The 23,111-nt window shown below is 71.0% G+C and carries 25 protein-coding genes and 1 tRNA gene; 19 read left to right on the forward strand and 7 right to left on the reverse strand.

Annotated features, from left to right (window positions below; translation table 11 throughout):
- The first annotated feature begins 22 nt into the window (after positions 1-22).
- Positions 23-838 (forward strand): shikimate 5-dehydrogenase, encoded by an 816-nt coding sequence (locus BGO91_RS02165; protein ID WP_290471238.1) that lies wholly within the window; start codon positions 23-25, stop codon positions 836-838.
- Here BGO91_RS02165 and BGO91_RS02170 read toward each other — a convergent pair.
- Positions 789-2,846 (reverse strand): family 10 glycosylhydrolase, encoded by a 2,058-nt coding sequence (locus BGO91_RS02170; RefSeq protein WP_290471239.1) that lies wholly within the window; start codon positions 2,844-2,846, stop codon positions 789-791. The two genes, BGO91_RS02165 and BGO91_RS02170, sit on opposite strands and share 50 nt — an antisense overlap.
- A 73-nt stretch (positions 2,847-2,919) precedes the next feature.
- Here BGO91_RS02170 and BGO91_RS02175 point away from each other — a divergent pair, with 73 nt between their 5' ends.
- Positions 2,920-3,357, forward strand: coding sequence for a MarR family transcriptional regulator (locus tag BGO91_RS02175; protein ID WP_290471240.1), 438 nt, complete (start codon positions 2,920-2,922; stop codon positions 3,355-3,357).
- A gap of 12 nt (positions 3,358-3,369) precedes the next feature.
- Here the strand turns inward: BGO91_RS02175 and BGO91_RS02180 are convergent, their stop codons facing one another.
- Positions 3,370-3,597, reverse strand: coding sequence for a hypothetical protein (locus tag BGO91_RS02180; protein WP_290471241.1), 228 nt, complete (start codon positions 3,595-3,597; stop codon positions 3,370-3,372).
- Between the two features lie 91 nt (positions 3,598-3,688).
- Here BGO91_RS02180 and BGO91_RS02185 point away from each other — a divergent pair, with 91 nt between their 5' ends.
- Positions 3,689-4,087, forward strand: a complete 399-nt coding sequence (locus BGO91_RS02185; protein ID WP_290471242.1) for a MerR family transcriptional regulator — start codon at positions 3,689-3,691, stop codon at positions 4,085-4,087.
- On the opposite strand, the gene BGO91_RS02190 is transcribed toward BGO91_RS02185, so the two are convergent.
- On the reverse strand, positions 4,074-5,123 hold the full coding sequence (locus BGO91_RS02190; RefSeq protein ID WP_290471243.1) for a hypothetical protein: 1,050 nt from the start codon (positions 5,121-5,123) through the stop codon (positions 4,074-4,076). The two genes, BGO91_RS02185 and BGO91_RS02190, sit on opposite strands and share 14 nt — an antisense overlap.
- 167 nt (positions 5,124-5,290) lie before the next feature.
- Between BGO91_RS02190 and BGO91_RS02195 the strand changes: the two genes are divergently transcribed.
- Both BGO91_RS02195 and BGO91_RS02200 read left to right on the forward strand, forming a co-directional pair.
- Entirely contained in the window at positions 5,291-5,551 is a 261-nt protein-coding gene (locus BGO91_RS02195; protein ID WP_290471244.1) for a hypothetical protein, read from the forward strand.
- A gap of 59 nt (positions 5,552-5,610) precedes the next feature.
- The gene (locus BGO91_RS02200) at positions 5,611-6,156 is read left to right on the forward strand and encodes a dihydrofolate reductase family protein (RefSeq protein ID WP_290471245.1); all 546 of its coding nucleotides are present in this window, start codon (positions 5,611-5,613) and stop codon (positions 6,154-6,156) included.
- On the opposite strand, the gene BGO91_RS02205 is transcribed toward BGO91_RS02200, so the two are convergent.
- Positions 6,104-6,700: a hypothetical protein gene (locus tag BGO91_RS02205; RefSeq protein WP_290471246.1), complete on the reverse strand. Its 597-nt coding sequence runs from the start codon at positions 6,698-6,700 to the stop codon at positions 6,104-6,106. The genes BGO91_RS02200 and BGO91_RS02205 overlap by 53 nt on opposite strands.
- Positions 6,701-6,805: 105 nt before the next feature.
- Here BGO91_RS02205 and BGO91_RS02210 point away from each other — a divergent pair, with 105 nt between their 5' ends.
- The 7 genes from BGO91_RS02210 to BGO91_RS02240 all read left to right on the forward strand — a co-directional run bounded on the left by BGO91_RS02210 (position 6,806) and on the right by BGO91_RS02240 (position 12,995).
- Entirely contained in the window at positions 6,806-7,573 is a 768-nt protein-coding gene (locus BGO91_RS02210) for a hydrolase (protein ID WP_290471247.1), read from the forward strand.
- A gap of 68 nt (positions 7,574-7,641) precedes the next feature.
- On the forward strand, positions 7,642-8,667 hold the full coding sequence (gene phnD, locus BGO91_RS02215) for a phosphate/phosphite/phosphonate ABC transporter substrate-binding protein (RefSeq protein ID WP_290471248.1): 1,026 nt from the start codon (positions 7,642-7,644) through the stop codon (positions 8,665-8,667).
- 81 nt (positions 8,668-8,748) lie between these two features.
- A complete protein-coding gene (gene phnC, locus BGO91_RS02220; RefSeq protein WP_290471249.1) occupies positions 8,749-9,561 on the forward strand; it encodes a phosphonate ABC transporter ATP-binding protein in 813 nt (270 codons plus the stop codon).
- Positions 9,558-10,355, forward strand: a complete 798-nt coding sequence (phnE, locus tag BGO91_RS02225) for a phosphonate ABC transporter, permease protein PhnE (protein WP_290471250.1) — start codon at positions 9,558-9,560, stop codon at positions 10,353-10,355. Before phnC ends, phnE (BGO91_RS02225) begins: the two co-directional genes overlap by 4 nt.
- Positions 10,352-11,266: a phosphonate ABC transporter, permease protein PhnE gene (gene phnE / locus BGO91_RS02230; RefSeq protein ID WP_290471251.1), complete on the forward strand. Its 915-nt coding sequence runs from the start codon at positions 10,352-10,354 to the stop codon at positions 11,264-11,266. Before phnE (BGO91_RS02225) ends, phnE (BGO91_RS02230) begins: the two co-directional genes overlap by 4 nt.
- On the forward strand, positions 11,263-12,111 hold the full coding sequence (locus BGO91_RS02235) for a metallophosphoesterase (protein ID WP_290471252.1): 849 nt from the start codon (positions 11,263-11,265) through the stop codon (positions 12,109-12,111). The genes phnE (BGO91_RS02230) and BGO91_RS02235 overlap by 4 nt, the downstream gene beginning before the upstream one ends.
- Positions 12,108-12,995, forward strand: coding sequence for a MurR/RpiR family transcriptional regulator (locus BGO91_RS02240; RefSeq protein ID WP_290471253.1), 888 nt, complete (start codon positions 12,108-12,110; stop codon positions 12,993-12,995). The genes BGO91_RS02235 and BGO91_RS02240 overlap by 4 nt, the downstream gene beginning before the upstream one ends.
- 95 nt (positions 12,996-13,090) lie before the next feature.
- Here the strand turns inward: BGO91_RS02240 and BGO91_RS02245 are convergent.
- A tRNA-Leu gene (locus BGO91_RS02245) sits at positions 13,091-13,174 on the reverse strand.
- Between the two features lie 195 nt (positions 13,175-13,369).
- On the opposite strand from BGO91_RS02245, the gene BGO91_RS02250 reads away from it, so the two are divergent.
- The 7 genes from BGO91_RS02250 (at position 13,370) to pknB (ending at position 22,317) form a co-directional block, all read left to right on the forward strand.
- Entirely contained in the window at positions 13,370-14,110 is a 741-nt protein-coding gene (locus BGO91_RS02250) for a DUF3662 and FHA domain-containing protein (protein WP_290471254.1), read from the forward strand.
- Entirely contained in the window at positions 14,107-14,706 is a 600-nt protein-coding gene (locus BGO91_RS02255) for an FHA domain-containing protein (protein ID WP_290471255.1), read from the forward strand. Before BGO91_RS02250 ends, BGO91_RS02255 begins: the two co-directional genes overlap by 4 nt.
- A 2-nt stretch (positions 14,707-14,708) precedes the next feature.
- Positions 14,709-15,959, forward strand: a complete 1,251-nt coding sequence (locus BGO91_RS02260) for a PP2C family serine/threonine-protein phosphatase (RefSeq protein ID WP_290471256.1) — start codon at positions 14,709-14,711, stop codon at positions 15,957-15,959.
- Complete coding sequence (locus BGO91_RS02265) at positions 15,943-17,355, forward strand: FtsW/RodA/SpoVE family cell cycle protein (RefSeq protein WP_290471257.1); 1,413 nt, start codon at positions 15,943-15,945, stop codon at positions 17,353-17,355. Before BGO91_RS02260 ends, BGO91_RS02265 begins: the two co-directional genes overlap by 17 nt.
- A gap of 3 nt (positions 17,356-17,358) precedes the next feature.
- Positions 17,359-18,813 (forward strand): penicillin-binding protein 2, encoded by a 1,455-nt coding sequence (locus BGO91_RS02270; RefSeq protein WP_290471258.1) that lies wholly within the window; start codon positions 17,359-17,361, stop codon positions 18,811-18,813.
- The gene (locus tag BGO91_RS02275; RefSeq protein WP_290471259.1) at positions 18,810-20,534 is read left to right on the forward strand and encodes a serine/threonine-protein kinase; all 1,725 of its coding nucleotides are present in this window, start codon (positions 18,810-18,812) and stop codon (positions 20,532-20,534) included. The genes BGO91_RS02270 and BGO91_RS02275 overlap by 4 nt, the downstream gene beginning before the upstream one ends.
- An 88-nt stretch (positions 20,535-20,622) precedes the next feature.
- Positions 20,623-22,317 carry a Stk1 family PASTA domain-containing Ser/Thr kinase gene (pknB, locus tag BGO91_RS02280; RefSeq protein ID WP_290471260.1) on the forward strand — a complete coding sequence of 565 codons (1,695 nt, stop codon included), beginning with the start codon at positions 20,623-20,625 and terminating at the stop codon, positions 22,315-22,317.
- Here pknB and BGO91_RS02285 read toward each other — a convergent pair whose 3' ends face one another.
- The gene (locus BGO91_RS02285; protein WP_290471261.1) at positions 22,318-22,956 is read right to left on the reverse strand and encodes an aminodeoxychorismate/anthranilate synthase component II; all 639 of its coding nucleotides are present in this window, start codon (positions 22,954-22,956) and stop codon (positions 22,318-22,320) included.
- Entirely contained in the window at positions 22,953-23,111 is a 159-nt protein-coding gene (locus BGO91_RS02290; RefSeq protein ID WP_290471262.1) for a hypothetical protein, read from the reverse strand. The genes BGO91_RS02285 and BGO91_RS02290 overlap by 4 nt, the downstream gene beginning before the upstream one ends.

The raw sequence follows: 23,111 nt of genomic DNA on the forward strand, positions 1-23,111 counted from the left end.
CCCTCCCTGCGACAATGAACGCATGCCCATCCTGAACAAGGACATGCAGGTCTGCATCTCGCTGGCCGCCCGTCCGAGCAACATCGGCACCCGTTTCCACAACTACCTCTACGACGAGCTCGGCCTGAACTTCCTCTACAAGGCGTTCACCACGAGCGACCTGGAGGGTGCGGTGCGCGGCATCCGCGCGCTCGGCTTCCGGGGCTGCTCGGTGTCGATGCCGTTCAAGGATGCGATCATCCCCCTGGTCGACCACCTCGAGCCGTCGGCCGTCGCCATCGAGTCGGTGAACACGGTGGTCAACGAGGACGGCCTGCTCACCGCCTCCAACACCGACTACGAGGCCGTCGCCCAGCTGCTCGCCGAGCACGCCGTCGACCCGGCCCAGCGCGTGCTGCTCCGCGGCTCCGGCGGCATGGCCAAGGCGGTCGTGGCGGCCTTCCGCGGCGCGGGCTTCGACGAGCTGACGGTGCTCGCCCGCAACGAGGAGGCCGGCCGGGCCCTCGCCGAGCGCTACGACTACACCTGGACCGCGGACGAGCCGCGCGCCGACTACGACGTCATCGTCAACGTCACCCCGCTCGGGATGCGCGGTGAGCACGAGTCCGCCCTCGCCTTCGCGGAGGAGCACATCGAGCACGCGACGACCGTGTTCGACGTCGTCGCATTCCCGTCGGAGACGCCGCTGGTGCAGGCGGGACGCGCGGCCGGCAAGACCCTGATCACGGGAGCCGAGGTGATCGCTCTGCAGGCCGCGCGCCAGTTCGAGCGCTACACCGGCGTGACGCTCACCGCCGACCAGGTCGCACGGGCCTCGGAGTTCTCCCGCGCGGAGTGAACGCCGCGAGAAGCGCGCCGGCTCCGAGCAGCCCGGCCGCGAGCAGCCAGGCGGCCGAGGTCGCCGAGCCGGTGTCCGCCAGGCGGCTCGTGCCCGGCGCGGCGGCCTCGCTGCCCGCGGGCATGGTGCCCGGCTGAGTCGGACCGACCGGATCCACGGGATCGACCGGGTCCACCGGATCCACCGGTCCGGTCGGCGCGAACGCCACCCGGGCCGTCGCGTTCATCGCGCGGTCGAGCGCGGCCACGCTGATGACGCCGGAGGCACGGGCGGTCGCCGCCGACGCCGTCGCGACCGTGTACGAGGGGGATCCGTCGGCGTACGTCACCGAGTGCAGCCGGCCGTCCACGTACACGGCGAACGCCCTGGTCGTCCCCGACGAGCCGTCGGTCCAGGTGAGGGTGCCGGCGGCGGCGTCGCCTGCCGTGGCCACCGGCGCGCGCAGCGCAGGAGCGGCCTTGCGCGGGTCCGCGGGCGGAAGCACCGGGTCGGTCAGCAGCGCGCCGAAGATGCGGTCGAGCGAGGCGTTCTTGGCCTCCATCGCCGTCAGTGCGGCACCCGTCAGCCCGGCCGTCGATCCCGGGACGATGTCGTTGTACCCGTAGAACACCTCCCCCGTCACCCCCGGCAGCGTCTGGTCGAAGAGCAGCTGGTTCGGCACCTCGTCGGGGTTGGCCCAGGCCGCCTCGGTCGCCGAGCTCTGCAGATGCTTGTAGTCGGCGTGGCCGATGTAGAGCCGCACGTCGGTCCCCGTCACCGTGTCGCTCCACCAGCGCGCCAGCTCCCCGTAGGGCGCCGCCGCCTGGTCGAAGCTCCAGTAGATCTGCGGAACGATGTAGTCGACGAGCTCGTCCTTCACCCACGCGCGGGTGTCGGCGAACACCGCCTTCGAGTAGGTGGACGACGAGGTCGCGGGCGTGTGGGAGCCGCGCGGGTCGACCGACTCGTGCTCCCAGATCCCGAACGGGCTGACGCCGAACTGCACCGCCGTGCCGCGCTCGGCGTTCAGCCGGGCGAGGACGTCGTGCACGCCCGAGACGAGCGCGGTGACATTGTCGCGGCGCCACTGAGCGATGCCGTCGGCCGTGTCCGCGTATCCCGCGGTGAGGCCGTACTGCTCGAAGGTGCCGCGGTCCTCCCCGGCGTCGCCGAAGTACGCGGTCGTCCGATACGGGTAGAAGTAATCGTCGAAGTGGATGCCGTCGACGTCGTAGTTCGCGGCGACCTCCGCCACCGAGTCGATCACGTGCTGACGGACGGCCGGCTCTCCCGGGTCGAGGAACAGCGTGCCGTTGAAGAGCAGGACGTGCTCGGGATGCTGCACGGCGTAGTTGTCCGCCGCCAGCAGGCCGGCTCCGGCGAGCGCCCGCACCGCCTGCTCGGCCGTGAGCGCACGGGCCTCGTCCGCGGTCATCCCGAGCGCCGCGAGCACCGGCGCCGACGTGATCGCCGACGTCGTCACGCGGTACGGGTTGAACCACGCGTGGTACTCCATGCCGCGCGCATGGGTCTGCTGCACCATCCACGCCAGCGGGTCATAGCCGGGGTCGACACCCTGCGTTCCGCTGAGGAACTGCGACCACGGGTTGAGGGCGGAGGGGTACCAGGCGTCCTGCGCGGGACGCACCTGGAAGATCATCGCGTTGAGCTTCGCCTCCTCGAACCTGTCGAGGATGCGGGTGTACTGCGCCTGGAAGTCGGCTTCGCTCGCGGGCTTCGCGATGTTGAGCTGGTTGACCGTGGCGACCCAGGAGGAGCGGAACTGCCGCTCCGGCTGCGTGTAAGCGGTCGGGATCCGCACCTGCTCGGCCGACCCCGGGTGGAGCATCACCGGCTGGGCCGGATCGTACGCGTAGCCGTCGGCGGTCTTCACCCACTTCGACAGCGGCTCGGTGGCGGGTGCGGCTCCGGCCGGGCCGGCTCCGAGCACTGCCGCGCCGGCGGCGGCGACGGCGATCGCGAGGGCGACGGCTCTCCGATGTGAAACGAACTTCCATGTTGCGCTCATTCAATGAAACTAACATCCGGCTTCGGGATGGACAACGCCCGATCGCACCGACGGCCGCGCCTAGACTGTCCCCGTGTCCGATGACCTGCTCGCCCTGGAGAACCAGGTCTGCTACGGCCTCGCCGTGGCGGCCAGGAGCGTGATCGCGCTGTACCGCCCGGTGCTCGAGCCGCTGTCGTTGACGCATCCGCAGTACCTCGTGATGCTCGCCCTCTGGGAGCGCGAGCCACGGTCGGTGAAGGACCTCAGCGAGGCGCTCCAGTTGGAGCCGGCCACGCTCTCCCCGCTGCTCAAGCGCCTGGAGACGACCGGCTACGTCGAGCGCAAGCGCAGCACCGCCGACGAGCGCGCGCTGGAGGTGCGGCTGACGCCGGCCGGGCGCGAGCTGCGGGCGGAGGCCGAGAAGATCCCGCACCGCATCGTCGAGCGTCTCGGGCTCCCGATCAGCGAACTGGAGAGCCTGCGCGGGAGCCTGCACGGCATCATCGAGGCGGCGACGCGCGCCCAGTGACGGCGGTCGCGCTCAGGCGGCGCCCTGCACCTCGGGGCACACCAGGCGGGTCGCGTCGCGCTGTCCACCCGGGCGCAGCACGGTGTGCTCGGTCATCGGCCGGCCGCACATCGGGCACGGGGCGGCCGGCGAGCGGCGGTCGGGGCCCTCGGGGTGTCCGGCGCCGAGCTGAGCGGGCCCGGCGACGCGGATCAGCTTCTCGTTCCAGCGCGCGTACCACCGCGCAAAGCCACCGGACATGTCTCCTCGATTCATTAGGGCACTAACTAATAGTGTAGCGCGCTTGACCCTGACCCCGAGGGAGAGGTTTACGCTGTCGGCGGAGGCTCCCATGCAGATCAGCGAGCTCGCCGGCCGGGCGGGCGTGACGGTGAAAGCGGTCAGGTACTACGAGCAGCTCGGTCTCGTGGCCCCCGACCGGCTGCCCAACGGCTACCGGGACTACGGCGACGAGCAGCTCCGCGCCGTTCTCGAGATCCGGGAGCTGGCTCAGACGGGCATCCCGCCGGGCAAGGCCGCGCCCTTCATCGACTGCCTCGGCTCCGGCCACAGCCGCAGCGACGAGTGCCCCGCCTCCGTCGCCGCCTACCGCGAGGGGATCGCCGAGCTCGACGCCGCGATCGCCGACCTGGAGCGCCGACGCGCGCAGCTCGCCCGCCGCCTGGCCGAGCGCGACGACAGCATCCCGTCGCCCGCGCTCGGCTGCGGCTGCGACGTCACCGCCAGCTGAGGGACTGGAACGTCGCGCCGTCGGCGCCGATCGTGACGATGGACCCCTTCACGTCGACCTCGCCGGGCGTGGCCGACAGGACCTCCCCCGTCTCGCCGTTCGCCGCGACGCGGTAGTCGGCGTGGAAGTCCGCGGAGCCGGGGGAGGTGGTCGTCACCGGCCAGCAGCCGGCGGTGGGCGTGGCGCCCGGCGCGCAGCCGAAGTCCCACGCACCGAACGAGACGGCGGGCGGGGTCGTCAGCTCCCACCGCGCGTTCGTCCACGTCTCGCCGCCGGGCTGCCCGGAGTCGAGGCCGAACGAGCAGCCCTGCGGCTGCGGTCCCCCGGCGAGGCACGTGTTCACCCAGGCGTTCGTCGCCGCCGTCGCCGCCTCGACGCCCGCCGGCGTCAGCGTGCTGCTCGCGCGCAGGTCGACCTTCTGCCCGAACCCGGTGACCGCCGCGTCGGCGCCCGCGATCGTGTACCAGGCGTTGCCGGCCGGCGCCGCCAGCGCGTAGCGACCCGGGAAGGCCAGCAGCTGCTGCGCTTTGCCGTCCCAGTGCAGCGCGGCGCCGCCGATCGTCGCATCCACGGTGTCGTGGGTGCCCAGCGCGACCGTCACGGTCGAGAGCGGTGCGGGCTTCAGCTTCCAGGCGTGGACGCCGAGCCACCCCACCGGTCCGTCGTCGCCGTGCACGACGGTGAACGACGCGGAGCCCGTCGCACCGCCCGCGACGGTCTGCACCTCCACGCGCGCCTGATCCGGGCCGACGGAGCGCACCCGCTGGATGCGGAACGACGACAGCTGCTGGGAGGCCTTCGCGTACGCGGCGTCGGTGAGGAGCACCTGCGCAGCGTTCGGCTCGCGCCCCTCGAGCGTCATCGCCTCCTGGATCTCGCCGTGCTGGACATGCGTCAGATAGCGCGACACCAGCGCCTCCGGGCGTGCCGCGTCGCGCGCCGTGAAGAAGAGCGCGAGCGTCGTCGCCCCCAACCCCAGCACGAGCGCGGTCCCGACCGCGATCAGCGCGACCCACACCGGTCTGCGTGACGTCATCGGCGCCCCCTTTGCTGCCGCGCCCCCGACCCCCGGGCGCACGAGGAATCATACCGAGGGATGACACGGTCCCGACCGCGGGTGGATGCCCCGCCGCGCGCGCCCGGCTTGACTGGATTCATCGGCCGGACGGGGGTCCGGTCGCTTCAGGGGGAAGCAGGGAGAGAATGATGACGACACTGGACCACCGCCTCACGGCCACTTCGCCCGTCCCTCGGGTGAGCTCGCCGGGTCGCCGGGCACGAGGGGTGCTCGCGGCCGTGGCGGAGAACGCCTACCTCAGGCTGTTCGCGGTCCTCGTCGTCGTCGCTGCCGGCGCGGCTCTGCTCGCCGTCGGGATCGCGGTCGTGATCGATCTGGTCGTGCCGCTGTTCTTCGGCGAGCAGCTCGCCGCGCTGGCCGCGCTCTTCCCGCGGATCGGCGGCTAGGGCTGGCCGCAGGCGGCCCGGCGTCCTAGGGTCGGCGCACGGGCCGCCTCCTCTACTCCGTGAGCGCCTCGCTCGACGGATACATCGCGGACGCCGCCGGATCCTTCGATTGGGCCGCGCCCGGCGTCGACGTGCACGCCTTCGTCAACGACCGCGAACGCTCGGTCGGCACCTATCTCTTCGGCCGCCGCATGTACGAGACCATGCGCGCGTGGGACGACCTGCCCGCACCCGGCGATCCGCCGGTGGTCGCCGACTTCGCCGACGTGTGGGGCGGCATCGACAAGGTCGTCTACTCCTCCACCCTGCCCGCGGTCGAGATGGCGCGCAGCCGCCTCGAGCGCACGTTCGACCCGGCCGCGGTGCGCACCCTGGTCGAGGAGTCGGATCGGGATGTGTCCATCGGCGGTGCGACGCTCGCCGCCGCCGCCTTCCGGGCCGGGCTCATCGACGAGTTCTCGCTGTTCGTGGTACCGGTCACCGTCGGCGGCGGGACCCCTGCGCTCCCCCGCGCCCTGTCGCTCCGGCTCGAGCTCCTCGACGAGCGCGCCTTCACGGGCGGGACGGTGCTGCTCCGCTATCGGGTCGACCGATCCGCAGGGTGACGCTCGGGAGGCCGAGGCCGCGCCGCAGCTCGTCCAGGGTCACCCCGTGCTCGCCGAGGACGGCCAGCGGATAGAAGAAGGAGTCGAGCCCGTGCGGCGCCCCCGCGCCGAGTGCGCCGTCCCGCTCGAACGGGAGCGGGTCCCCCGCGGTGCGCGTGACCAGGTCGCCGTCGTCGCCGAGCTCCACCGACACCGTGCGGACCGGCATCCCGCCCTCCAGGTACGCCCAGCTCATGGCGGGCAGCCGCACGTCGATCATCGCGCGGTAGACGTCGCGGCGCTCGCTCAGCTCGGCCGCGGCGGCGCCCACCGTCTCGCTGGCCCCGTGCAGCAGCATCCACCCGTTCATCGGCGCCGTGAGGACGACGATCCGGCCGCCTTCACCGAGATGGGGGTTGTCGCCCCAGCTGAACCGCTCGTCGACGACGACGGCGCCGAGCTCCGCCGCGATCGCGCGCACGGGAGCCGCGGGGAGGAAGACCCAGCTGCCCGTCCCGAACAGCTCGAACAGCTCCTCGCTCGACGCCGGGATGCCTTCGGTCACGTCCCGAGTCTACGAGCGGGCGCACGTGTGAACACTGCGTGAACGATCGTTTCATGGCACAGATTTCTATGAACAGAACGTTCATGGAGCCCTATGCTGCTGAACGTGATCGATGGAAACACCCCCGCCCCGCCCCTGCTCGTCCTCGACTTCGACGGGACGGTGTGCATCGGCGACGCCCCCGTGTGGGCGTACGCCGAGGCGGTCATCGCGGGCATTCTCGACCACGACGACGCCGCCGGTTCGGGCCTCGACTCCGGGCTGCGCGCCCGGCTGGGGGCGTTCCTCGACGGGGAGCCCGGATCGCCCGCCTATGCGGACGGCTACGCGGCGGTCGCCGAACTCGCCGCCGGGCATGCCGACGAGGAGCTGCTCCAGCGCGCCTACCAGCACAGCCGTCGCGAGCTCGCCGGCGGCCGCTTGGACGTCTCCGCCCCGGAGGGCCTCGCCGGGTTCCTCGACGGGCTCGCCGGCCGGGTCGAGCGGGTCCTCGTGACCAACGCCCCGCTCGACGGCGTGACCGAGACGCTGCAGGCTCTCGGCCTGGCCGACTCCATCGACCGCGTCCACGCCGAGGCCCGCAAGCCCGCGGGCTGGGCCGGCCTCCTCCCGCAGCTGCTCGACGGCCGCGACCCGCGCACCCTGCTTTCGGTCGGCGACATCTGGGGCAACGATCTCGCGGCGCCCCTGGCAGCGGGATGCGCGACCGCGCTGATCGACCGGTTCGGGCACCGCGCCGGGCCGGCCCACCTGATCGCCCCGACCTTCCCGGAGCTCTACCCGGGCATCGCCGCCTGGGCGCAGGACCCGATCGCGTTCGCCCTCGCCCACCCGGTCGACCGCACCGCCCCCTCCCCCGTCCCCTCCGCCTGACGACTTCTCCACCGATCCATCGCATCCGCACCGTTCGAACCCACCACCCGCACAGAATGGGAACCGCAATGAAACTCCGCACGACCGCCGCCGCGAGCGCCACCGGCCTCGCGCTCCTCACCGTCCTGGCCCTCAGCGGCTGCGGCGTGAGCCAGCAGACCGCCGCCGCCGGCGGCTCCAGCACCCCGGCCGCCGCCTGCTCCGGCAGCGCGGACGACAAGGCCTCCGACCCCACGAAGCTCACCCTCGCGCTCGTCCCCTCCGGCGACGCCAGCAAGCTCGTCGAGACGGTCAAGCCGCTGGAGGACGCCCTCACCCAGCGCCTCGGCATCCCCGTCAAGGGCGTCATCACGCAGGACTACCAGGCGGCCGTCGAGGCCATCGGCAGCAACCAGGCCCAGATCGGCATGCTCCCGAGCCTGCAGATGAGCCAGGCGTGCGACAAGTACGGCGCGGTCCCCGCCCTGCAGACCCAGCGCAACGGCAAGAGCAGCTACGCGGCGCAGTTCTTCACCAACGACCCCGACAAGTACTGCTCCGACAAGCCCGTCGCGGGCGCCAACGGCATGCTCTACTGCAACGGCACCGAGAAGGGCACCGGCCCCGCCGGGCTCGACAGCATCACCAAGATCAAGGGCGCGACCGTCTCGCTGCTCCAGGCGGCCTCCCCGGCCGGCTACATCTTCCCGGTCGCCGCGATGAAGAAGGCCGGCCTCGATGTCGACAAGGACATCAAGACCGTCCAGGTCACGGCCAACGACGCCAGCGTGCTCGCCGTCTACAACGGCGACGCCGAGGTCGGCACCAGCTACTGGGACGCCCGCAGCGTCGTCGCGAAGGACACCCCCGACGTCGGCCAGAAGGTCGTCGTCTTCGCCCTGACCGACGAGATCCCGAACGACGGCGTCTCGATCACCGGCAAGATCAGCAAGAAGTGGCAGACCAAGATCGCGGACGCGATGAAGGACTACGCCGGCACCGAGGAGGGCGTGAAGGCCCTCACCGCGATCTACCAGATCACGGGTCTCGTCGACGCCGACCCGGCCAGCCTCAAGAAGACGCAGGACGCCGCGGCCAGCATCGGCCTCGGCTGACACCCGCGACGACCCCGCCGGCGCCCCGCGCGCCGGCGGGGTCTTCCGCACGACGCACGAAGTAGGAGAAGAGGGAGAGAAGTGACCACATCCACCGCCGCATCCACCGGCGCCGGCGTCCGGTTCGAGAACGTCGGGGTCACCTACCCCAACGGCTACGTCGGTCTGCGCGACGTGAACCTCGACATCGCCCCGGGCGAGATGGCCGCCGTCGTCGGCCTCTCGGGCGCGGGCAAGTCGACGCTCATCCGCACCATCAACGGGCTCGTGCCGATCACCTCGGGCGAGATCACCGTCGGCGACGCGCGCCTCCGCGGGCTGCGCGGCCGTCAGCTGCGCGCGCTGCGCAGCGACGTCGGCATGGTCTTCCAGAGCTTCAACCTGGCCAAGCGCACGACGGTGCTCAACAACGTGCTCATGGGCCGGCTCTACCACACCTCCGCCTGGCGCGCCCTGCTCGGCGCCTGGGCCAAGGACGACGTCGAGCTCGCCATGCAGGCGCTCGAGCGCGTGGAGATCGTGCCCAAGGCGTACTCCAGCGCCGCCGAGCTCTCCGGCGGCCAGCAGCAGCGCGTCGCCATCGCGCGCACGCTCGCCCAGCGTCCCAAGGTCATCCTCGCCGACGAGCCGGTGGCCTCCCTCGACCCGCCCACGTCGCACGTCGTGATGCGCGACCTGCAGCGCATCAACGCCGAGCTGGGCATCACGGTCGTGGTCAACCTGCACTTCCTCGACCTCGCGCGCCGCTACGGGTCCCGCCTCATCGGCCTCCGCAGCGGGGAGATCGTCTTCGACGGCATCGGAGCCGACGCGGACGAGGGCGTGTTCGAGTCCATCTACGGCCGCTCGCTCACCGCTGACGACGTGCTCGACGCACCGACGGTGCAGCTGTGACGACCGCACCCGGCTCGCTCCGTCCCGCGCGACCGCGCACCGGCTGGAAGACGCTCATCGCGGTCGTCGTCATCGCGGGCATCACCGTCTGGTCGGCGTTCGCGGTGCAGGTCGACGTCGGGGCGCTGTTCGCCAACGCGCAGAACGCCTCGAACACGTTCGTCCAGCTCTTCCAGCCGGACTACTCCTTCTTCCCGGAGACCCTCCCGGCCCTGCTGCAGACCGTCCAGATGGCGGTCATCGCCACGGCGGTCAGCGTGGTGATCGCACTGCCGCTGTCGTTCCTCGCCTCGCGCGCGACGAACCCCAACGGCCCGGTGCTCGGCGTCGTGCGGTTCGTGATGAACATCGTGCGCAGCGTGCCCGACCTCCTCTACGCGTCCCTGTTCGTCACCGTCGTCGGCACCGGTGCGCTCTCGGGCATCCTCGCCCTCGTGCTGTTCAACGTGGGCATCCTGGTGAAGCTCGTGTCGGAGGCCCTCGAGGGCCTCGACCGCGGCGGGCAGGAGGCCGCGCTCGCCTCGGGCGCCACGTGGTTCCGCGCCAACCGGGCCGCGATGGTGCCGGAGGTCGCACCCACGTACCTCTCCCAGACGATCTACGTGCTGGAGCTGAACATCCGCGCCTCGACCGTCATCGGCCTCGTCGGCGCCGGCGGTCTCGGCATGCTGATCGACAAGGTGCGGACCTTCTACCAGTACCACTACCTGAGCATGATCATCCTGGAGGTCCTGGTGCTCGTCGTGCTGCTCGAACTGCTCAGCTCCTTCGCCCGCAGGAGGCTGCTCCGATGACCGCCCTCACCGACACCGGCGCCGCTTCCGGCGCTGCACCCCGCTCCGCGACGGGCACACCCCACCGGCCCGGCCAGGAGCGGCCGAAGCGTCCACTGCGCATCGGTCGCGCGATCGTGTGGGTCGTCGTCACCGTCGTCGTGGTCGCCGCCTTCTGGGGCGTCGACATCTCGTGGGACGCCCTCCTGCAGCTGCCGCAGAAACTCGCGCACTACCTCGGGCTGATGTTCCTGCCGCCGGCGTGGTCCAAGCTCCCGGACGCCCTCTCGGCCACGATGCTCTCGGTCGCCATGGCCTGGTTCGGCACCGTGCTCGGCGTGATCGTCTCCTTCCCGCTCAGCCTCCTCGCGACCCGCGGGCTCACCCCGGCGTTCGTCCGCTGGCCCCTCCGCGCCCTCTTCGCCGTGCTGCGCGCGGTTCCGGAGGTCGTGATCGCGGTGCTCATGCTGTCCGTCACCGGCCTGACCGCCTACACCGGCGCCCTGGCCATCGCGATCGGCTCCATCGGCACCCTCGGCAAGTGGGGCTACGAGAGCTTCGAGTCGGTCGACCGCGGCCCCATCGAGGCCGCGACCGCGGCCGGCGCCTCACGCGTGCGCATCATGCGCTGGGGCGTCTGGCCGAGCGCGAAACCCGACGTGCTCGCGTTCTGGCTGTACCGCTTCGAGATCAACGTGCGCGCGTCCGCCATCCTGGGCCTCATCGGCGCCGGCGGCATCGGCAAGATGCTGATCGACAACATCCAGTTCCGCGTGTGGGACGTCGTCGGCATCCTGATGCTCGTGGTCGTCGTCGTCACGATGGTCATCGACCAGCTGTCAGGCATGGTGCGGCACCGCATCATCGCCGGCCGATGGGAGCTCCCCGTCGTCTCCGCGCTGCGCCGCCGAGCCAGTAGGGTGACCTCGTGACCCTCGCCGAGACGCCCGCCGGCCTCCGCATCCTGCACCTGAGCGACACCCATCTGTTCAGCGACGGCAGCCTGCACTACGGCCGGGTGGACACCCTGGCGGCTCTGGAGCGCACGCTCGCCCGGGCGGCCGCGCTCGACGCGATCGATGCGGTCGTCGCCACCGGCGACCTCTCCGACGACGGCGGGGAGGAGAGCTATCGGCTGCTCGCGTCGCGTCTCGCCCCCTTCGCCGCCGACCGCGGCGCCGAACTCGTGTACGCGATGGGCAACCACGACCTCCGCACCGGCTTCGAGGCAGTGCTCGGCGCCCGCGAGACGGTCACCCTCCGTCCCGGATTCCGCATCGTGACGCTCGACACCTCCGTCCCCGGAGCCGGGTACGGCGCCCTCGATTCCGCGCAGCTCGAGCGCCTGGCCGAGATCCTGGCCGTCCCCGCTCCGCACGGCACCGTGGTCGCGCTGCACCACCCGCCGGTCCCCGCGGCGAGCGCCCTGCTCGCCGCGCTGGAACTGAGCAACCCGGAGGCCCTGCTCGACGTCTGCGCCGCCGGCGACGTGCGCCTCATCGTCGGCGGCCACTACCACCACGCCCTCGCCGCGTCGGCCCGGGGCATCCCCGTGGTCGTCGCCCCGGCCGTCGCGAACAGCTCCGACCCGATCGCGCCGGCCGGCACCGAGCGCGCCGTGACCGGCTCGGGGTTCGCCGTCATCGACCTCCCGGTCGCGGGCGACCCCCAGGCCCTCTTCCTCCCCGCCCCCGGCCCGGAGGACGGCGTCGAGATCTTCGACCTCGACGCCGCGGAGGTCGAGCGCATCGCCGCGGCCGCCGGGAGCGGCGCATGAGCGAGCCGAAGGCCACGGAACCGCAGCGCCCCGGCGAGCAGCGCCCCGGCGCCGTCATCGCGACGATCCGCAGCCTCCTGCCCTCCCTGCTGCCGACCGAGCGCGCCGTCGCCGCCGTGCTGCTCGAGCGCTCGGCCGAGATCGTCGAGCTCAGCTCCCAGCAGGTCGCGGACCTCTCCGGCGCCTCGCGCGCCACCGTCGTGCGCACCTGCCAGAGCCTCGGCTTCACCGGCTACCAGCAGCTGCGCGTGCTCCTCGCCCGGGATGCGGCCGCCCTGCCCGCGTCGGCCGCCGCCTCCCCCACCGGAGCCGCCGGCATCGTCGCGCACACCTTCACCCAGCTGGCGGACCGTGTCTCCGACATGCTCGCCCTCCTCGACCCCGAGTCGATCGAGCAGGCCGTCACCCTGCTCGCCGGCGCCCGCCGCGTCGTCGTGGTCGGCAACGGCCTCTCGGCCCCGCTCGCCTGGGACGCCGCCGCCCGCCTGACCAGCATCGGCCGCGCCGCTGAGGCCCAGTCCGACGTCATCGGCCAGCAGATCACCGCCCGCCTCCTCCAGCCGGGCGACCTCCTGCTCGTCATCAGCGGCAGCGGCTCCAACGCCGTCACCCTCCGCACCGTCGCCGCCGCGAACGCCGCCGGCGCGGACGTGATCGCCGTCACCGCCTTCGGCCGCAGCCCGATCGCCCTGGCCGCCACTCTGGCCCTCGTCGTCACGATGCCCGACCTGACCTTCCGCGACGAGATCACCCTCGCCTCGCGCCTCCCCCAGGCCATCCTCATCGAAGGCCTCGTCGCCGCCACCACCGACCGCCTCGGCGAATCCGCCGCCCGCGCCAAGAGCCTCGCCCTCGACGCGATCAGCACCAACCTGGCGGAGTAGCGGAGCGGGGCTCAGCCTCCGACACGCCGCAGCGATGACACGAGGACGACAAGAAGGGCCGGTCCGACGTTTCCGTCGTACCGGCCCTTCGTTCGTGCGCGAGGGGGGACTTGAACCCCCACGCCCTTTCGAGCACTGGCACCTGAAGCCAGCGCGTCTGCCAATTCCGCCACTCGCGCGAACCAAGGAAGACTAACACGGCAGCCGTCCCGACCACGAATCCGGGGCGTTCGGCCCACCGACGAGGAGTGTCCGGGGGGCTCGCGCGCCTCCATCGTGGGGTGTATCTTCACCGGACGGTCAGGCGCCGGGAGGCCTCTTCGCAAGGGTTCCGACTAACATGCATGTAGCTGGCGAGCCGGGAGCGGGAGACTGTGGGCATACTGGACAACTTCGAGCGGGGGCTCGAGCGCGCTGTCAATGGCGCGTTCGCGAAGACCTTCCGTTCCGGTCTGCAGCCGGTCGAGCTCACCAGCGCGCTGCGCAAGGAGCTCGACACGAAGGCCGCCGTCGTGGCCCGTGACCGGGTGCTCGCGCCCAACCGGTTCGTGCTGCGGATGTCGCCCGCCGACTACCAGCGCATGCATTCCATGGGCGCCGCGCTGACGGACGAGCTGATCACGTTCGTGCAGAAGCACGCGACGGCTCAGCACTACCAGTTCGCCGGGGGCATCTCGATCGAGCTGGCGCAGGACGAGGACATCTCGGTGGGGATGCTGCAGGTCGACTCCGAGAACGTGAAGGGCGACGTCGCCTGGACCCCGGTGCTCGACATCAACGGCACCCACTACCCGATCACCCGCGCCCGCACGGTCGTCGGCCGCGGCGGCGACGCCGACATCACCGTCGACGACACGGGCATCTCGCGCCGGCACGTGATGATCACGTGGGACGGCCACCGCGCCCAGGTCGAGGACCTCGGCTCCACGAACGGCTCCAAGCTGAACGGCGAGCCGGTGCGCAAGGGCATCCTCGAGCCGGAGTCCGTGGTGACGATCGGCCGCACCCGCATCGTGTTCCGCGTGCTGCCGCAGGCCGCGCCGAGCCGGCCGCAGGCGCCCGTCGACGACACGACCCGCCGCCACGACGCGGGCAACTTCTGGAGCACCTCGTGAACCCGAGCGAGCTGACGCTGCTGGTTCTGCGGTTCGGCTTCCTGCTGCTGCTCTGGCTGTTCGTCTTCGGTATCGTCTACGCCCTGCGCACCGACCTGTTCGGGCAGCGCGTCCGCAAGCTCCCCGAGGCCCAAGCCGCGGCGACGCCGCCCTCGCCGTTCCCCGCGTCCGCCGCACCCGCTCCCCCGGCGGCGGGAGCAGCCGCCGCGGCCGCCGTCACCGAGCCGGTCCAGCGCCACGCACCCGTCTCCAACCTCCCCTCCGGTGCGAACACCGTCAGCGGCGGGACGAACGCGAGCGTGCAGACCGCCCACCGCCTCGTCATCACGTCCGGCCCGCGCGCCGGCACCGAGCTCTCCCTCGGCCGCGACCCCATCACGATCGGCCGCTCCAGCGAGTCCGGACTGGTCATCCGCGACGACTACACCTCCACCCACCACGCCCGGCTGCTCCTCTGGAACGACGAGTGGATGATCCAGGATCTGGACTCCACCAACGGCACGTTCCTCGACGGCCGCCGGGTCACCGTCCCGACCCAGGTCCCGCTCGACACCCCGATCAAGATCGGGACGACCACCTTCGAGCTGCGACGGTAGCCGTGGCGACCTCCAACCGAGCGGCGGCGCTCTCGCACGTCGGCAAGATCCGATCGAACAACCAGGACTCCGGCTACGCGGGGCACGGGCTGTTCGTCGTCGCCGACGGGATGGGCGGCCACGCCGGCGGAGACGTCGCCAGCGCCATCGCGGTCAACCGCATCCGCGAGGCCGACACCGAGTACGCCTCGGCGACCGAGGCCGAATTCGCCCTGCAGTCCGCCCTGATCGCCGCGAACTCGCTGCTCGCCGAGACCGTGTTCGAGCATCCCGAGCTCACCGGGATGGGCACCACGGTCAGCGCGATGATCCGCGTCGGCGACCAGATCGCCCTCGCCCACATCGGCGACTCCCGCATCTACCTCTTCCGCGACGGCGAGCTCAAGCAGGTCTCGACCGACCACACCTTCGTGCAGCGCCTCGTCGACAGCGGCCGCATCACCGAGGAGGAGGCGATGGTCCACCCGCGCCGCTCCGTGCTGATGCGGGTGCTGGGGGATGTGGACGCCTCCCCCGAGATCGACACCTGGGTGCTCGACACCCGCCCGGGCGACCGCTGGCTGATCTGCTCCGACGGTCTCAGCGGCGTGGTCAAGAACGACGAGCTCCAGGCCGCGCTGGCGACGCGCGACGCGCCGAAGCAGGTCGCGGAGAAGCTGCTCAAGCAGAGCCTCGACGCCGGCGCCCCCGACAACGTGACCGTCGTCATCCTCGACATCGCGGACGTCACTCCCGGCGACGTCGTGAAGGACCCGGTGACGGTCGGCTCGGCCGCCGCCCCGCTCCAGTTCGGCGAGCCCAAGCCCGCGACCCGCCCCTCGCGGCTGCCGACCCTGCGCCTGCACCCCGTGCGCCCCTCCTCCGGTCCGACCCACTTCGAGCCGCAGTCCGAGGACTACCTCGACGAGCTCATCGAGGAGGACGCCCGTCGCGCCCGCCGGCGTCGCGTCACGTGGATGGTCGGCCTCGTCGTCCTCGTGCTGGCGATCGTGGCCGCGGCCTTCATCGGGTACCAGTGGACCCAGTCGCGCTACTTCGTCGGCGCCTCCTCCACCGGCAAGGTCGCCATCTTCCAGGGGGTCCAGCAGGATCTCGGGCCGATCAGCCTCTCCCACGTCTACGAGGAGACCCCGGTCGCGGTGAACGACCTCCCGGCCTACGACAAGCAGCTCGTGAAGCAGACCATCAACGCGGACGACCTCACGGCCGCCCGATCGATCGTGGAGCAGTTGAGCGATGCCGTCAAACAGTAGCGTCGCGGAGTCCCGCTCGGCCGCCAGGGCCGCCTCCAAGGCCGCCACCGGCCCGATCAAGCGGCTGCGGCTGCCCGCCAAGCTGCGCAACCTCGAGCTGTTCCTGCTCCTCATCGCGTGCGCCATCAACGCGGCGGCCGTGGTCCTCGTGCAGCTCGGCGCGCTCGGCCACGTGGACCTCACCCTCGTCTACCTCGGCGCGGGGCTCTCGGTGCTGGTGATCGGGATGCACATCGCGCTCCGGTTCGTGGCCCCGCAGGCCGACCCGTTCCTGCTCCCGATCGCCACGGTGCTGACCGGCATCGGCATCGCCGAGATCTACCGCATCGACATCCACTACGGCGATTCCGGATGGGACAGCGCCGGTGTCAAGCAGATCGCCTGGACGGCGATCGCGATCGTCTGCGCCCTCGCGGTCATCATCGCGATCCGCAACCACCGCGTGCTGCAGCGGTACACGTACATCTTCGGCTTCGCGGCGCTCATCCTCCTGCTGCTGCCGATGCTCCCGGGCATCGGCAAGGAGATCTACGGCGCGCGGGTCTGGATCGGGATCGGCCCGTTCAGCTTCCAGCCCGGCGAGATCGCCAAGCTGTGCCTCGCGATCTTCTTCGCCGGCTACCTCGTGCAGGCCCGCGACTCGCTGTCGATGGTCGGCAAGAAGTTCCTCGGCATCCGCTTCCCGCGCGCCAGGGACCTCGGCCCCATCCTCATCGTCTGGCTGATGTCGATGGCCGTGATCGTCTTCCAGCGCGACCTCGGCACCGGACTGCTGATCTTCGGCCTGTTCCTCGTGATGCTGTACGTCGCGACCGCCCGCATCAGCTGGGTCATCCTCGGCGTCCTGCTCATCGTCGGCGGCGCGATCGTCGCCAGCCAGGTGCTCGTCTACGTGCACGACCGGTTCGAGAACTGGCTCAACCCGTTCGCGCAGAAGGTCTACGACGCCGACGGCGGCAGCTTCCAGCTGGTGCAGGGGCTCTTCGGGCTGGCGCACGGCGGCCTCATCGGCACCGGCCTCGGCCAGGGCCAGCCGTGGGTCACCCCGGTCTCCCAGAGCGACTACATCATCGCGAGCCTCGGCGAGGAGCTCGGCCTCGCCGGCCTGTTCGCGATCTTCGCCCTCTACCTGGTCTTCGTCGCCCGCGGCCTCCGCATCGGCTTCGCCGGGCAGGACGACTTCGGCAAGCTGCTCGCGGTGGGTCTCGCGTTCACCGTCGGCCTGCAGTGCTTCATCGTGATCGGCGGCGTCACCCGCGTCATCCCGCTGACCGGACTGACCACCCCGTTCCTCGCCGCCGGCGGATCCTCGCTGGTGGCCAACTGGATCATCGTCGCGCTGCTGCTGCGGCTGTCGGATACGGTCCGCAATCAGCCCCGTCTGGTGGTGAGCTAACCCATGAACCGCGAGATCAAACGCGTCAGCACGATCGTCCTGGCGATGTTCGTCGCCCTGCTGGTGTCGACCTCCATCCTCACCGTCTTCCAGGCGGACTCGCTCTCGGCGGACGCCCGCAACACCCGCGCCCGCAACGACAGCTACGCGGCCCAGCGCGGCGCCATCCTGGTCGCCGGGCAGCCGATCGCCCAGTCCGTGCCGTCCGACGACGTCTACAAGTGGCAGCGCGTCTACAGCAACGGCCCGCTCTACTCCGCGGTCACCGGCTTCTACCCGATCAACGGCGAGGCGACGGGGCTGGAGGGCGCGCTCGACCAGCAGCTCAGCGGCACCTCCAACTCGCAGTTCTTCGACCGCATCAACTCCATCCTCACGGGCAAGAACCCGCAGGGCGCGACGGTCGAGACGACCATCGACCCGGTCGCCCAGCAGGCCGCCTGGGACGCCCTCGGCGACTACCAGGGCGCGGTCGTGCTGCTCGAGCCCAAGACCGGCCGGATCCTCGCGATGGTCTCCAAGCCGAACTACGACCCGAACGTGCTCGCGTCGCACGACACCGCGGCCGTCAACGCGACGTACCAGCAGCTCCTCGACGCCTCCGGCGACCCGCTGATCAACCGCACCATCGGCGGCAACCTCAACCCGCCCGGATCGACGTTCAAGCCGGTCATGAGCGCGACCGCCTTCGGCACCGGCAAGTACACCAAGGACAGCCAGCTGCCCAACCCGTCGTCCCTCCAGCTCCCCGACTCCCCGACGGTGGTCAAGAACGACTCGCTGACCACGTGCGGGTCCGGCGAGACCGTGTCCATCGCGACGGCGCAGATCCTCTCGTGCAACATCCCGTTCGCCGAGCTCGGGATGCAGCTGGACCCGCAGGTCATCAAGGACCAGGCCGACAAGTTCGGCTTCAACCAGGCGCTGAAGATCCCGATCCCGGTCGAGAAGAGCGTGTACCCGCTGTACGAGAACGACGCGTACCGCGCGCTCGGCTCGTTCGGCCAGAAGGACGACAAGGCGTCGCCGTTGCAGATGGCGATGGTGTCGGCCGCGGTGGCGAACGGCGGCAAGCTGATGTACCCGAACCTGGTCGACTCGATCCGCTCGTCGGATCTGCAGACGATCGAAGGCTTCCAGGCGAAGGAGCTGTCGCAGCCGATGAGCCAGGAGAACGCCGACACGATCAAGCAGATGATGGTCGACGGCGTCAATGAAGGCGTGGCCAGCAATGCAAGAATAGGTGGGGTCCAGGTCGGCGGGAAGACGGGGACGGCGCAGAACGGCGACGATGAGCCGTACACGCTCTGGTTCACGGGTTTCGCGCCGGCGAACGATCCTCAGTTCGCTGTGGCAGTAGTCGTTGAAAATGGCGGTGGACGAGGTCAGAGCGGCACGGGTAACTCCATCGCCGCGCCGATCGCGAAGAAAGTACTAGAGGCGGTGCTGAATAAATGAGACCCACAGCAGGGCTCACCTTCGGAGGACGTTACGAGCTGCAGTCGCGCATAGCGATCGGCGGCATGGGCGAGGTGTGGCAGGCCACGGACCTCGTGATCGGCCGCACGGTGGCGATCAAGATCCTCAAGGACGAGTACCTCGGCGACCCCGGGTTCCTCGAGCGCTTCCGCGCCGAGGCCCGCCACGCCGCACTCGTCAACCACGAGGGCATCGCCAACGTCTACGACTACGGCGAGGAGGAGGGCAGCGCCTTCCTCGTGATGGAGCTCGTCCCCGGCGAGGCGCTCTCGAGCATCCTCGAGCGCGAGCACGTTCTCAGCACCGACCGCACGCTCGACATCGTCGCGCAGACCGCCGCCGCGCTCCACGCCGCGCACGCGGCCGGCCTGGTGCACCGCGACATCAAGCCGGGCAACCTCCTGATCACGCCGGACGGCCGCGTCAAGATCACGGACTTCGGCATCGCCCGCATCGCCGACCAGGTGCCGCTGACCGCCACCGGCCAGGTCATGGGAACGGTGCAGTACCTCTCGCCGGAGCAGGCGTCCGGCCACCCCGCGTCGCCCACCACCGACATCTACTCGCTCGGCATCGTCGCGTACGAGTGCCTCGCCGGCCGCCGCCCGTTCACGGGCGAGTCGCAGGTCGCCATCGCGATGGCGCAGATCAACGAGGCTCCGCCCGAGCTGCCGGCCACCGTCGCCGAGCCGGTGCGCAACCTCGTCTTCGCCTGCATCGCCAAGAACCCGGCCGACCGCCCGGCGTCCGCGGCCCACCTGGCGCGTGCTGCGCAGGCCCTGCGTCGCGGGGACGTACGCGCTGCCGCCGCCTCGGTCCCCGCCATCCTCGGCGGCGCCGCGGCGACCGATGCCGCGACGATGCTCATGCCGTCTCCCGGAGGCTCGCCGACGCAGGCCACTACCGTGCTCCCGTCGGCCGCCGCCGCGCAGGCCGCGGAGGAGACGCCGGACGAGCCGGTCGAGGAGAAGAAGCGGAGCCCGTGGACGTGGCCGCTGATCGCCCTCATCGCCCTGCTGGCGCTGGTGCTGATCGGCACGATCATCGCGCTGGTCGCCCAGCCGAGTAACACCAAGCCGACGGCGACGACCACCACGAGCCAGACGCCGACGCCCAAGCCGACGACGCCGACACCGACCCCGACGGCGAACACGGCCCAGATCACCGAGAGCGAGTTCCTCGGCAAGACCGCCGACGAGGCGCGCCAGATGCTCCAGGGCCTCGGCATGGTCGCGGACGTGCAGACCGGCTCGCCCGCGACGTCGAAGGGCGCCGTCAACACGGTGTACCGCGTCAACCCGACCGGCCCCGTGCCGAAGGGCTCGACCGTCACGGTGCAGGTCTACGGCGACGTGGCGTCCATCCCGACGCCGACCGACACCGTCTCGGCCAACCCGTCGTCGCCCCAGACGCTCACCAACCCGGCCACGCAGATCACCGTCACCTTCGGGTCGGCGGGCTGCCCCGCCGGTCAGAACCTGGTGGGTCGCGCGCTCTACGTGAACGGCGCCCAGCAGACCCCGGGCACGGGCAACACGACCGTCTGGTCGCCGACCGCGGCCGGCACCTACAAGCTCTCGTACACGATCTTCTGCGGCGAGTCCGTGGAGTCCGGCCAGTCCCCGACCGTCGACTACGTGATCAACCCGAGCAGCACGACCCCGCCGGGTGGCTCCGGCGGCACGGGCGGCAACGGCTGACCCTGTTCGTCTGACCCCCGCACGAGGGAGATCTTCAGAAACAGCCCGATACACTATCCGACAGCCACCGCCCGAGAAGGAGTCCGCTTTGAGCCCAGATAGCCGCCTGCTCGCAGGCCGATATCAGCTGGGCGAACTGGTCGGGCGCGGTGGCATGTCGGATGTGCACCGCGGCACGGACACGCGGCTCGGCCGCACCGTCGCCATCAAGCTGCTGAAGCCTTCCCTCGCCACCGACCCCGCGTTCCGCACGCGGTTCCGCCAGGAGGCGCAGGCGGCCGCGCGCATGGCGCACCCGACGATCGTCCGCGTCTTCGACGCCGGCGAGGAGACGGTGCACGAGCCCAACGGCCACGAGGCGCAGCTGCCGTTCATCGTGATGGAGTTCGTCGACGGCATCCTGCTGAAGGACCTCATCAAGAAGGGCCCGCTGGAGGTATCGGAGGCCGTGCGGATCACCGAGGGCATCCTGACCGCCCTCGAGTACTCGCACCGCGCCGGCGTCGTGCACCGCGACATCAAGCCCGGCAACGTGATGATCACCAAGGCCGGCCAGGTCAAGGTGATGGACTTCGGCATCGCCCGCGCGATCAGCGACTCCTCGGCGACCGTGGCGCAGACCACCGCCGTGCTCGGCACGGCCAGCTACTTCTCGCCCGAGCAGGCGAAGGGCGAGTCGGTCGACGCCCGCACCGACCTCTACTCGACCGGTGTGGTGCTGTTCGAGATGCTCGCCGGCCGGCCGCCGTTCCGCGGCGACACCCCGGTCGCGGTCGCCTACCAGCACGTGAGCGAGACCGCGGTCGCGCCGAGCACGCTCAACCCCAAGGTCTCGCCGGCGATGGATGTCGTCGTCGCCCGCGCGCTGACCAAGGACCGCTTCGAGCGCTACCAGACCGTCGCGGAGTTCCGCGCCGACCTCGAAGAGGCGGCCGCCGGACGCGTACCGGTCCACAAGGAGAGCGACGAGCTCTCCGAGACGCTGTTCGGCGCCCCGCCGAGCTCGGTATCCGGCCCGGAGGCGGCGTTCCGCCAGCTCGCCGAGGACCAGACGATGACGCGCACGCAGCGCCGCCCTCCGGTCATCTGGATCTGGGCCGGCATCGCCGTCATGGCCGTGGTGATCGTCGCGGTGCTCGCGTGGGTGCTGCGGCTCGCTCCGACCACGACCATGCCTGAGACCTCTCGCACGGTTCCCGCTCTGGCGGGACAGACGGTCGACGAGGCGACGGCCACGCTCGAGAAGATGAAGCTCAAGTGGACGCAGACCACGGAGACGAGCGCGACCTACCCCGAAGGCCAGATCATCCGCAGCGATCCGGGCTCCGGCATCGTCGTCGCGACGGGTGACACGATCAACCTCTACGTCTCGACCGGCAAGAAGACCGTCGCCGTCCCCGACGTGCACAACATGACGATCGACGCGGCCAAGGCGGCGATCACGGCCGCCGGGCTCACCGTCGGCCCGGTCACGACGGAGAACTCGTCGTCGGTCGCCGCTAACATCGTGATCTCGACGGACCCGGATGCGACCGGCAAAGCGCACGAGGGCGACCCGATCTCGCTCACCATCTCGAGCGGCAAGGTCACCCTCGCCGATCTGACGGGTCAGACCATCCAGGCCGCGACGGGCATCCTGTCCCAGCTGGGGCTCACGGCGAACCCGAAGCCGGATCCCTCCTGCCCGCAGGACAGCGGGGCCCCGCTGGTGCACACGCAGTCCGTGGCGCCCGGCGACGTGCCGCAGGGATCCTCGGTCGACCTGACGTACTGCTCGGGCTGATCAGCCGAGCTTGACCAGGGGGTTCAGCGCGCGGGCAGCCTCGGCGGCGCCGGCGAGCCCGGCGACCTCGAGCCAGTTGCCCAGCATCCGGTAGCCGCCCTCGGTGAGGACCGACTCCGGGTGGAACTGCACGCCGTAGATCGGCGCGTCACGGTGCTGCAGCGCCATGATGACGCCGCCCGGGGTGCGCGCCGTGACGACGAGCGTGTCCGGGAGGGTGCCGTCGACGACCGCGAGCGAGTGGTACCGCGTCGCGGTGAAGGGCTGGGGCACGCCGTCGAAGAGCGTGCTGTCGTCGTGGGCGACCTGCGAGGTCTTGCCGTGCATCAGCTCCTCGGCGTTGGTGACCACGCCGCCGAACGCCTCCGCGATCGCCTGATGACCGAGGCACACGCCGAGGAGGGGCTGACCGGTCGCGAGCGCCTGCTCGACGACGGGGATCGACACTCCGGCGTCCGCGGGCTTGCCCGGGCCGGGCGAGACCAGCACGGCGTCGTACTCGGCGAGCCGGGCCGGAATGTCGGCCACGGCGATGTCGTCGTTGCGCACGACCTCCGTCTCCGCACCGAGCTCCCGCAGGTAGCCGTTCAGCGTGTAGACGAAGCTGTCGTAGTTGTCGATGACGAGTACGCGGGTCACGGCCCCACGGTACCTTCCTGCGGACCCAAGAGCGAATCCACCCACGGGAAGGCCCAGGTCACGAGCACGAAGAGCACGACGGCCACGAGGACCAGCAGGATGATGATGCGCAGCCAGACCGGTCCGGGCAGGATGCGCCACAGCGCGGCGTACAT

This window comes from Leifsonia sp. 71-9, from assembly GCF_001898805.1.
Classification (GTDB): Bacteria; Actinomycetota; Actinomycetes; order Actinomycetales; family Microbacteriaceae; genus Leifsonia.

Bases quoted from the DNA above. Each gene is read 5' to 3' on its own strand.
- BGO91_RS02165 (WP_290471238.1), top strand. From the start codon at position 23: ATGCCCATCCTGAACAAGGACATGCAGGTCTGCATCTCGCTGGCCGCC.
- BGO91_RS02170 (WP_290471239.1), bottom strand. From the start codon at position 2,846: ATGAGCGCAACATGGAAGTTCGTTTCACATCGGAGAGCCGTCGCCCTC.
- BGO91_RS02180 (WP_290471241.1), bottom strand. From the start codon at position 3,597: ATGTCCGGTGGCTTTGCGCGGTGGTACGCGCGCTGGAACGAGAAGCTG.
- BGO91_RS02185 (WP_290471242.1), top strand. From the start codon at position 3,689: ATGCAGATCAGCGAGCTCGCCGGCCGGGCGGGCGTGACGGTGAAAGCG.
- BGO91_RS02190 (WP_290471243.1), bottom strand. From the start codon at position 5,123: ATGACGTCACGCAGACCGGTGTGGGTCGCGCTGATCGCGGTCGGGACC.
- BGO91_RS02195 (WP_290471244.1), top strand. From the start codon at position 5,291: ATGATGACGACACTGGACCACCGCCTCACGGCCACTTCGCCCGTCCCT.
- phnD (WP_290471248.1), top strand. From the start codon at position 7,642: ATGAAACTCCGCACGACCGCCGCCGCGAGCGCCACCGGCCTCGCGCTC.
- phnE (WP_290471251.1), top strand. From the start codon at position 10,352: ATGACCGCCCTCACCGACACCGGCGCCGCTTCCGGCGCTGCACCCCGC.
- BGO91_RS02240 (WP_290471253.1), top strand. From the start codon at position 12,108: ATGAGCGAGCCGAAGGCCACGGAACCGCAGCGCCCCGGCGAGCAGCGC.
- BGO91_RS02265 (WP_290471257.1), top strand. From the start codon at position 15,943: ATGCCGTCAAACAGTAGCGTCGCGGAGTCCCGCTCGGCCGCCAGGGCC.
- BGO91_RS02270 (WP_290471258.1), top strand. From the start codon at position 17,359: ATGAACCGCGAGATCAAACGCGTCAGCACGATCGTCCTGGCGATGTTC.
- BGO91_RS02275 (WP_290471259.1), top strand. From the start codon at position 18,810: ATGAGACCCACAGCAGGGCTCACCTTCGGAGGACGTTACGAGCTGCAG.
- BGO91_RS02290 (WP_290471262.1), bottom strand. From the start codon at position 23,111: ATGTACGCCGCGCTGTGGCGCATCCTGCCCGGACCGGTCTGGCTGCGC.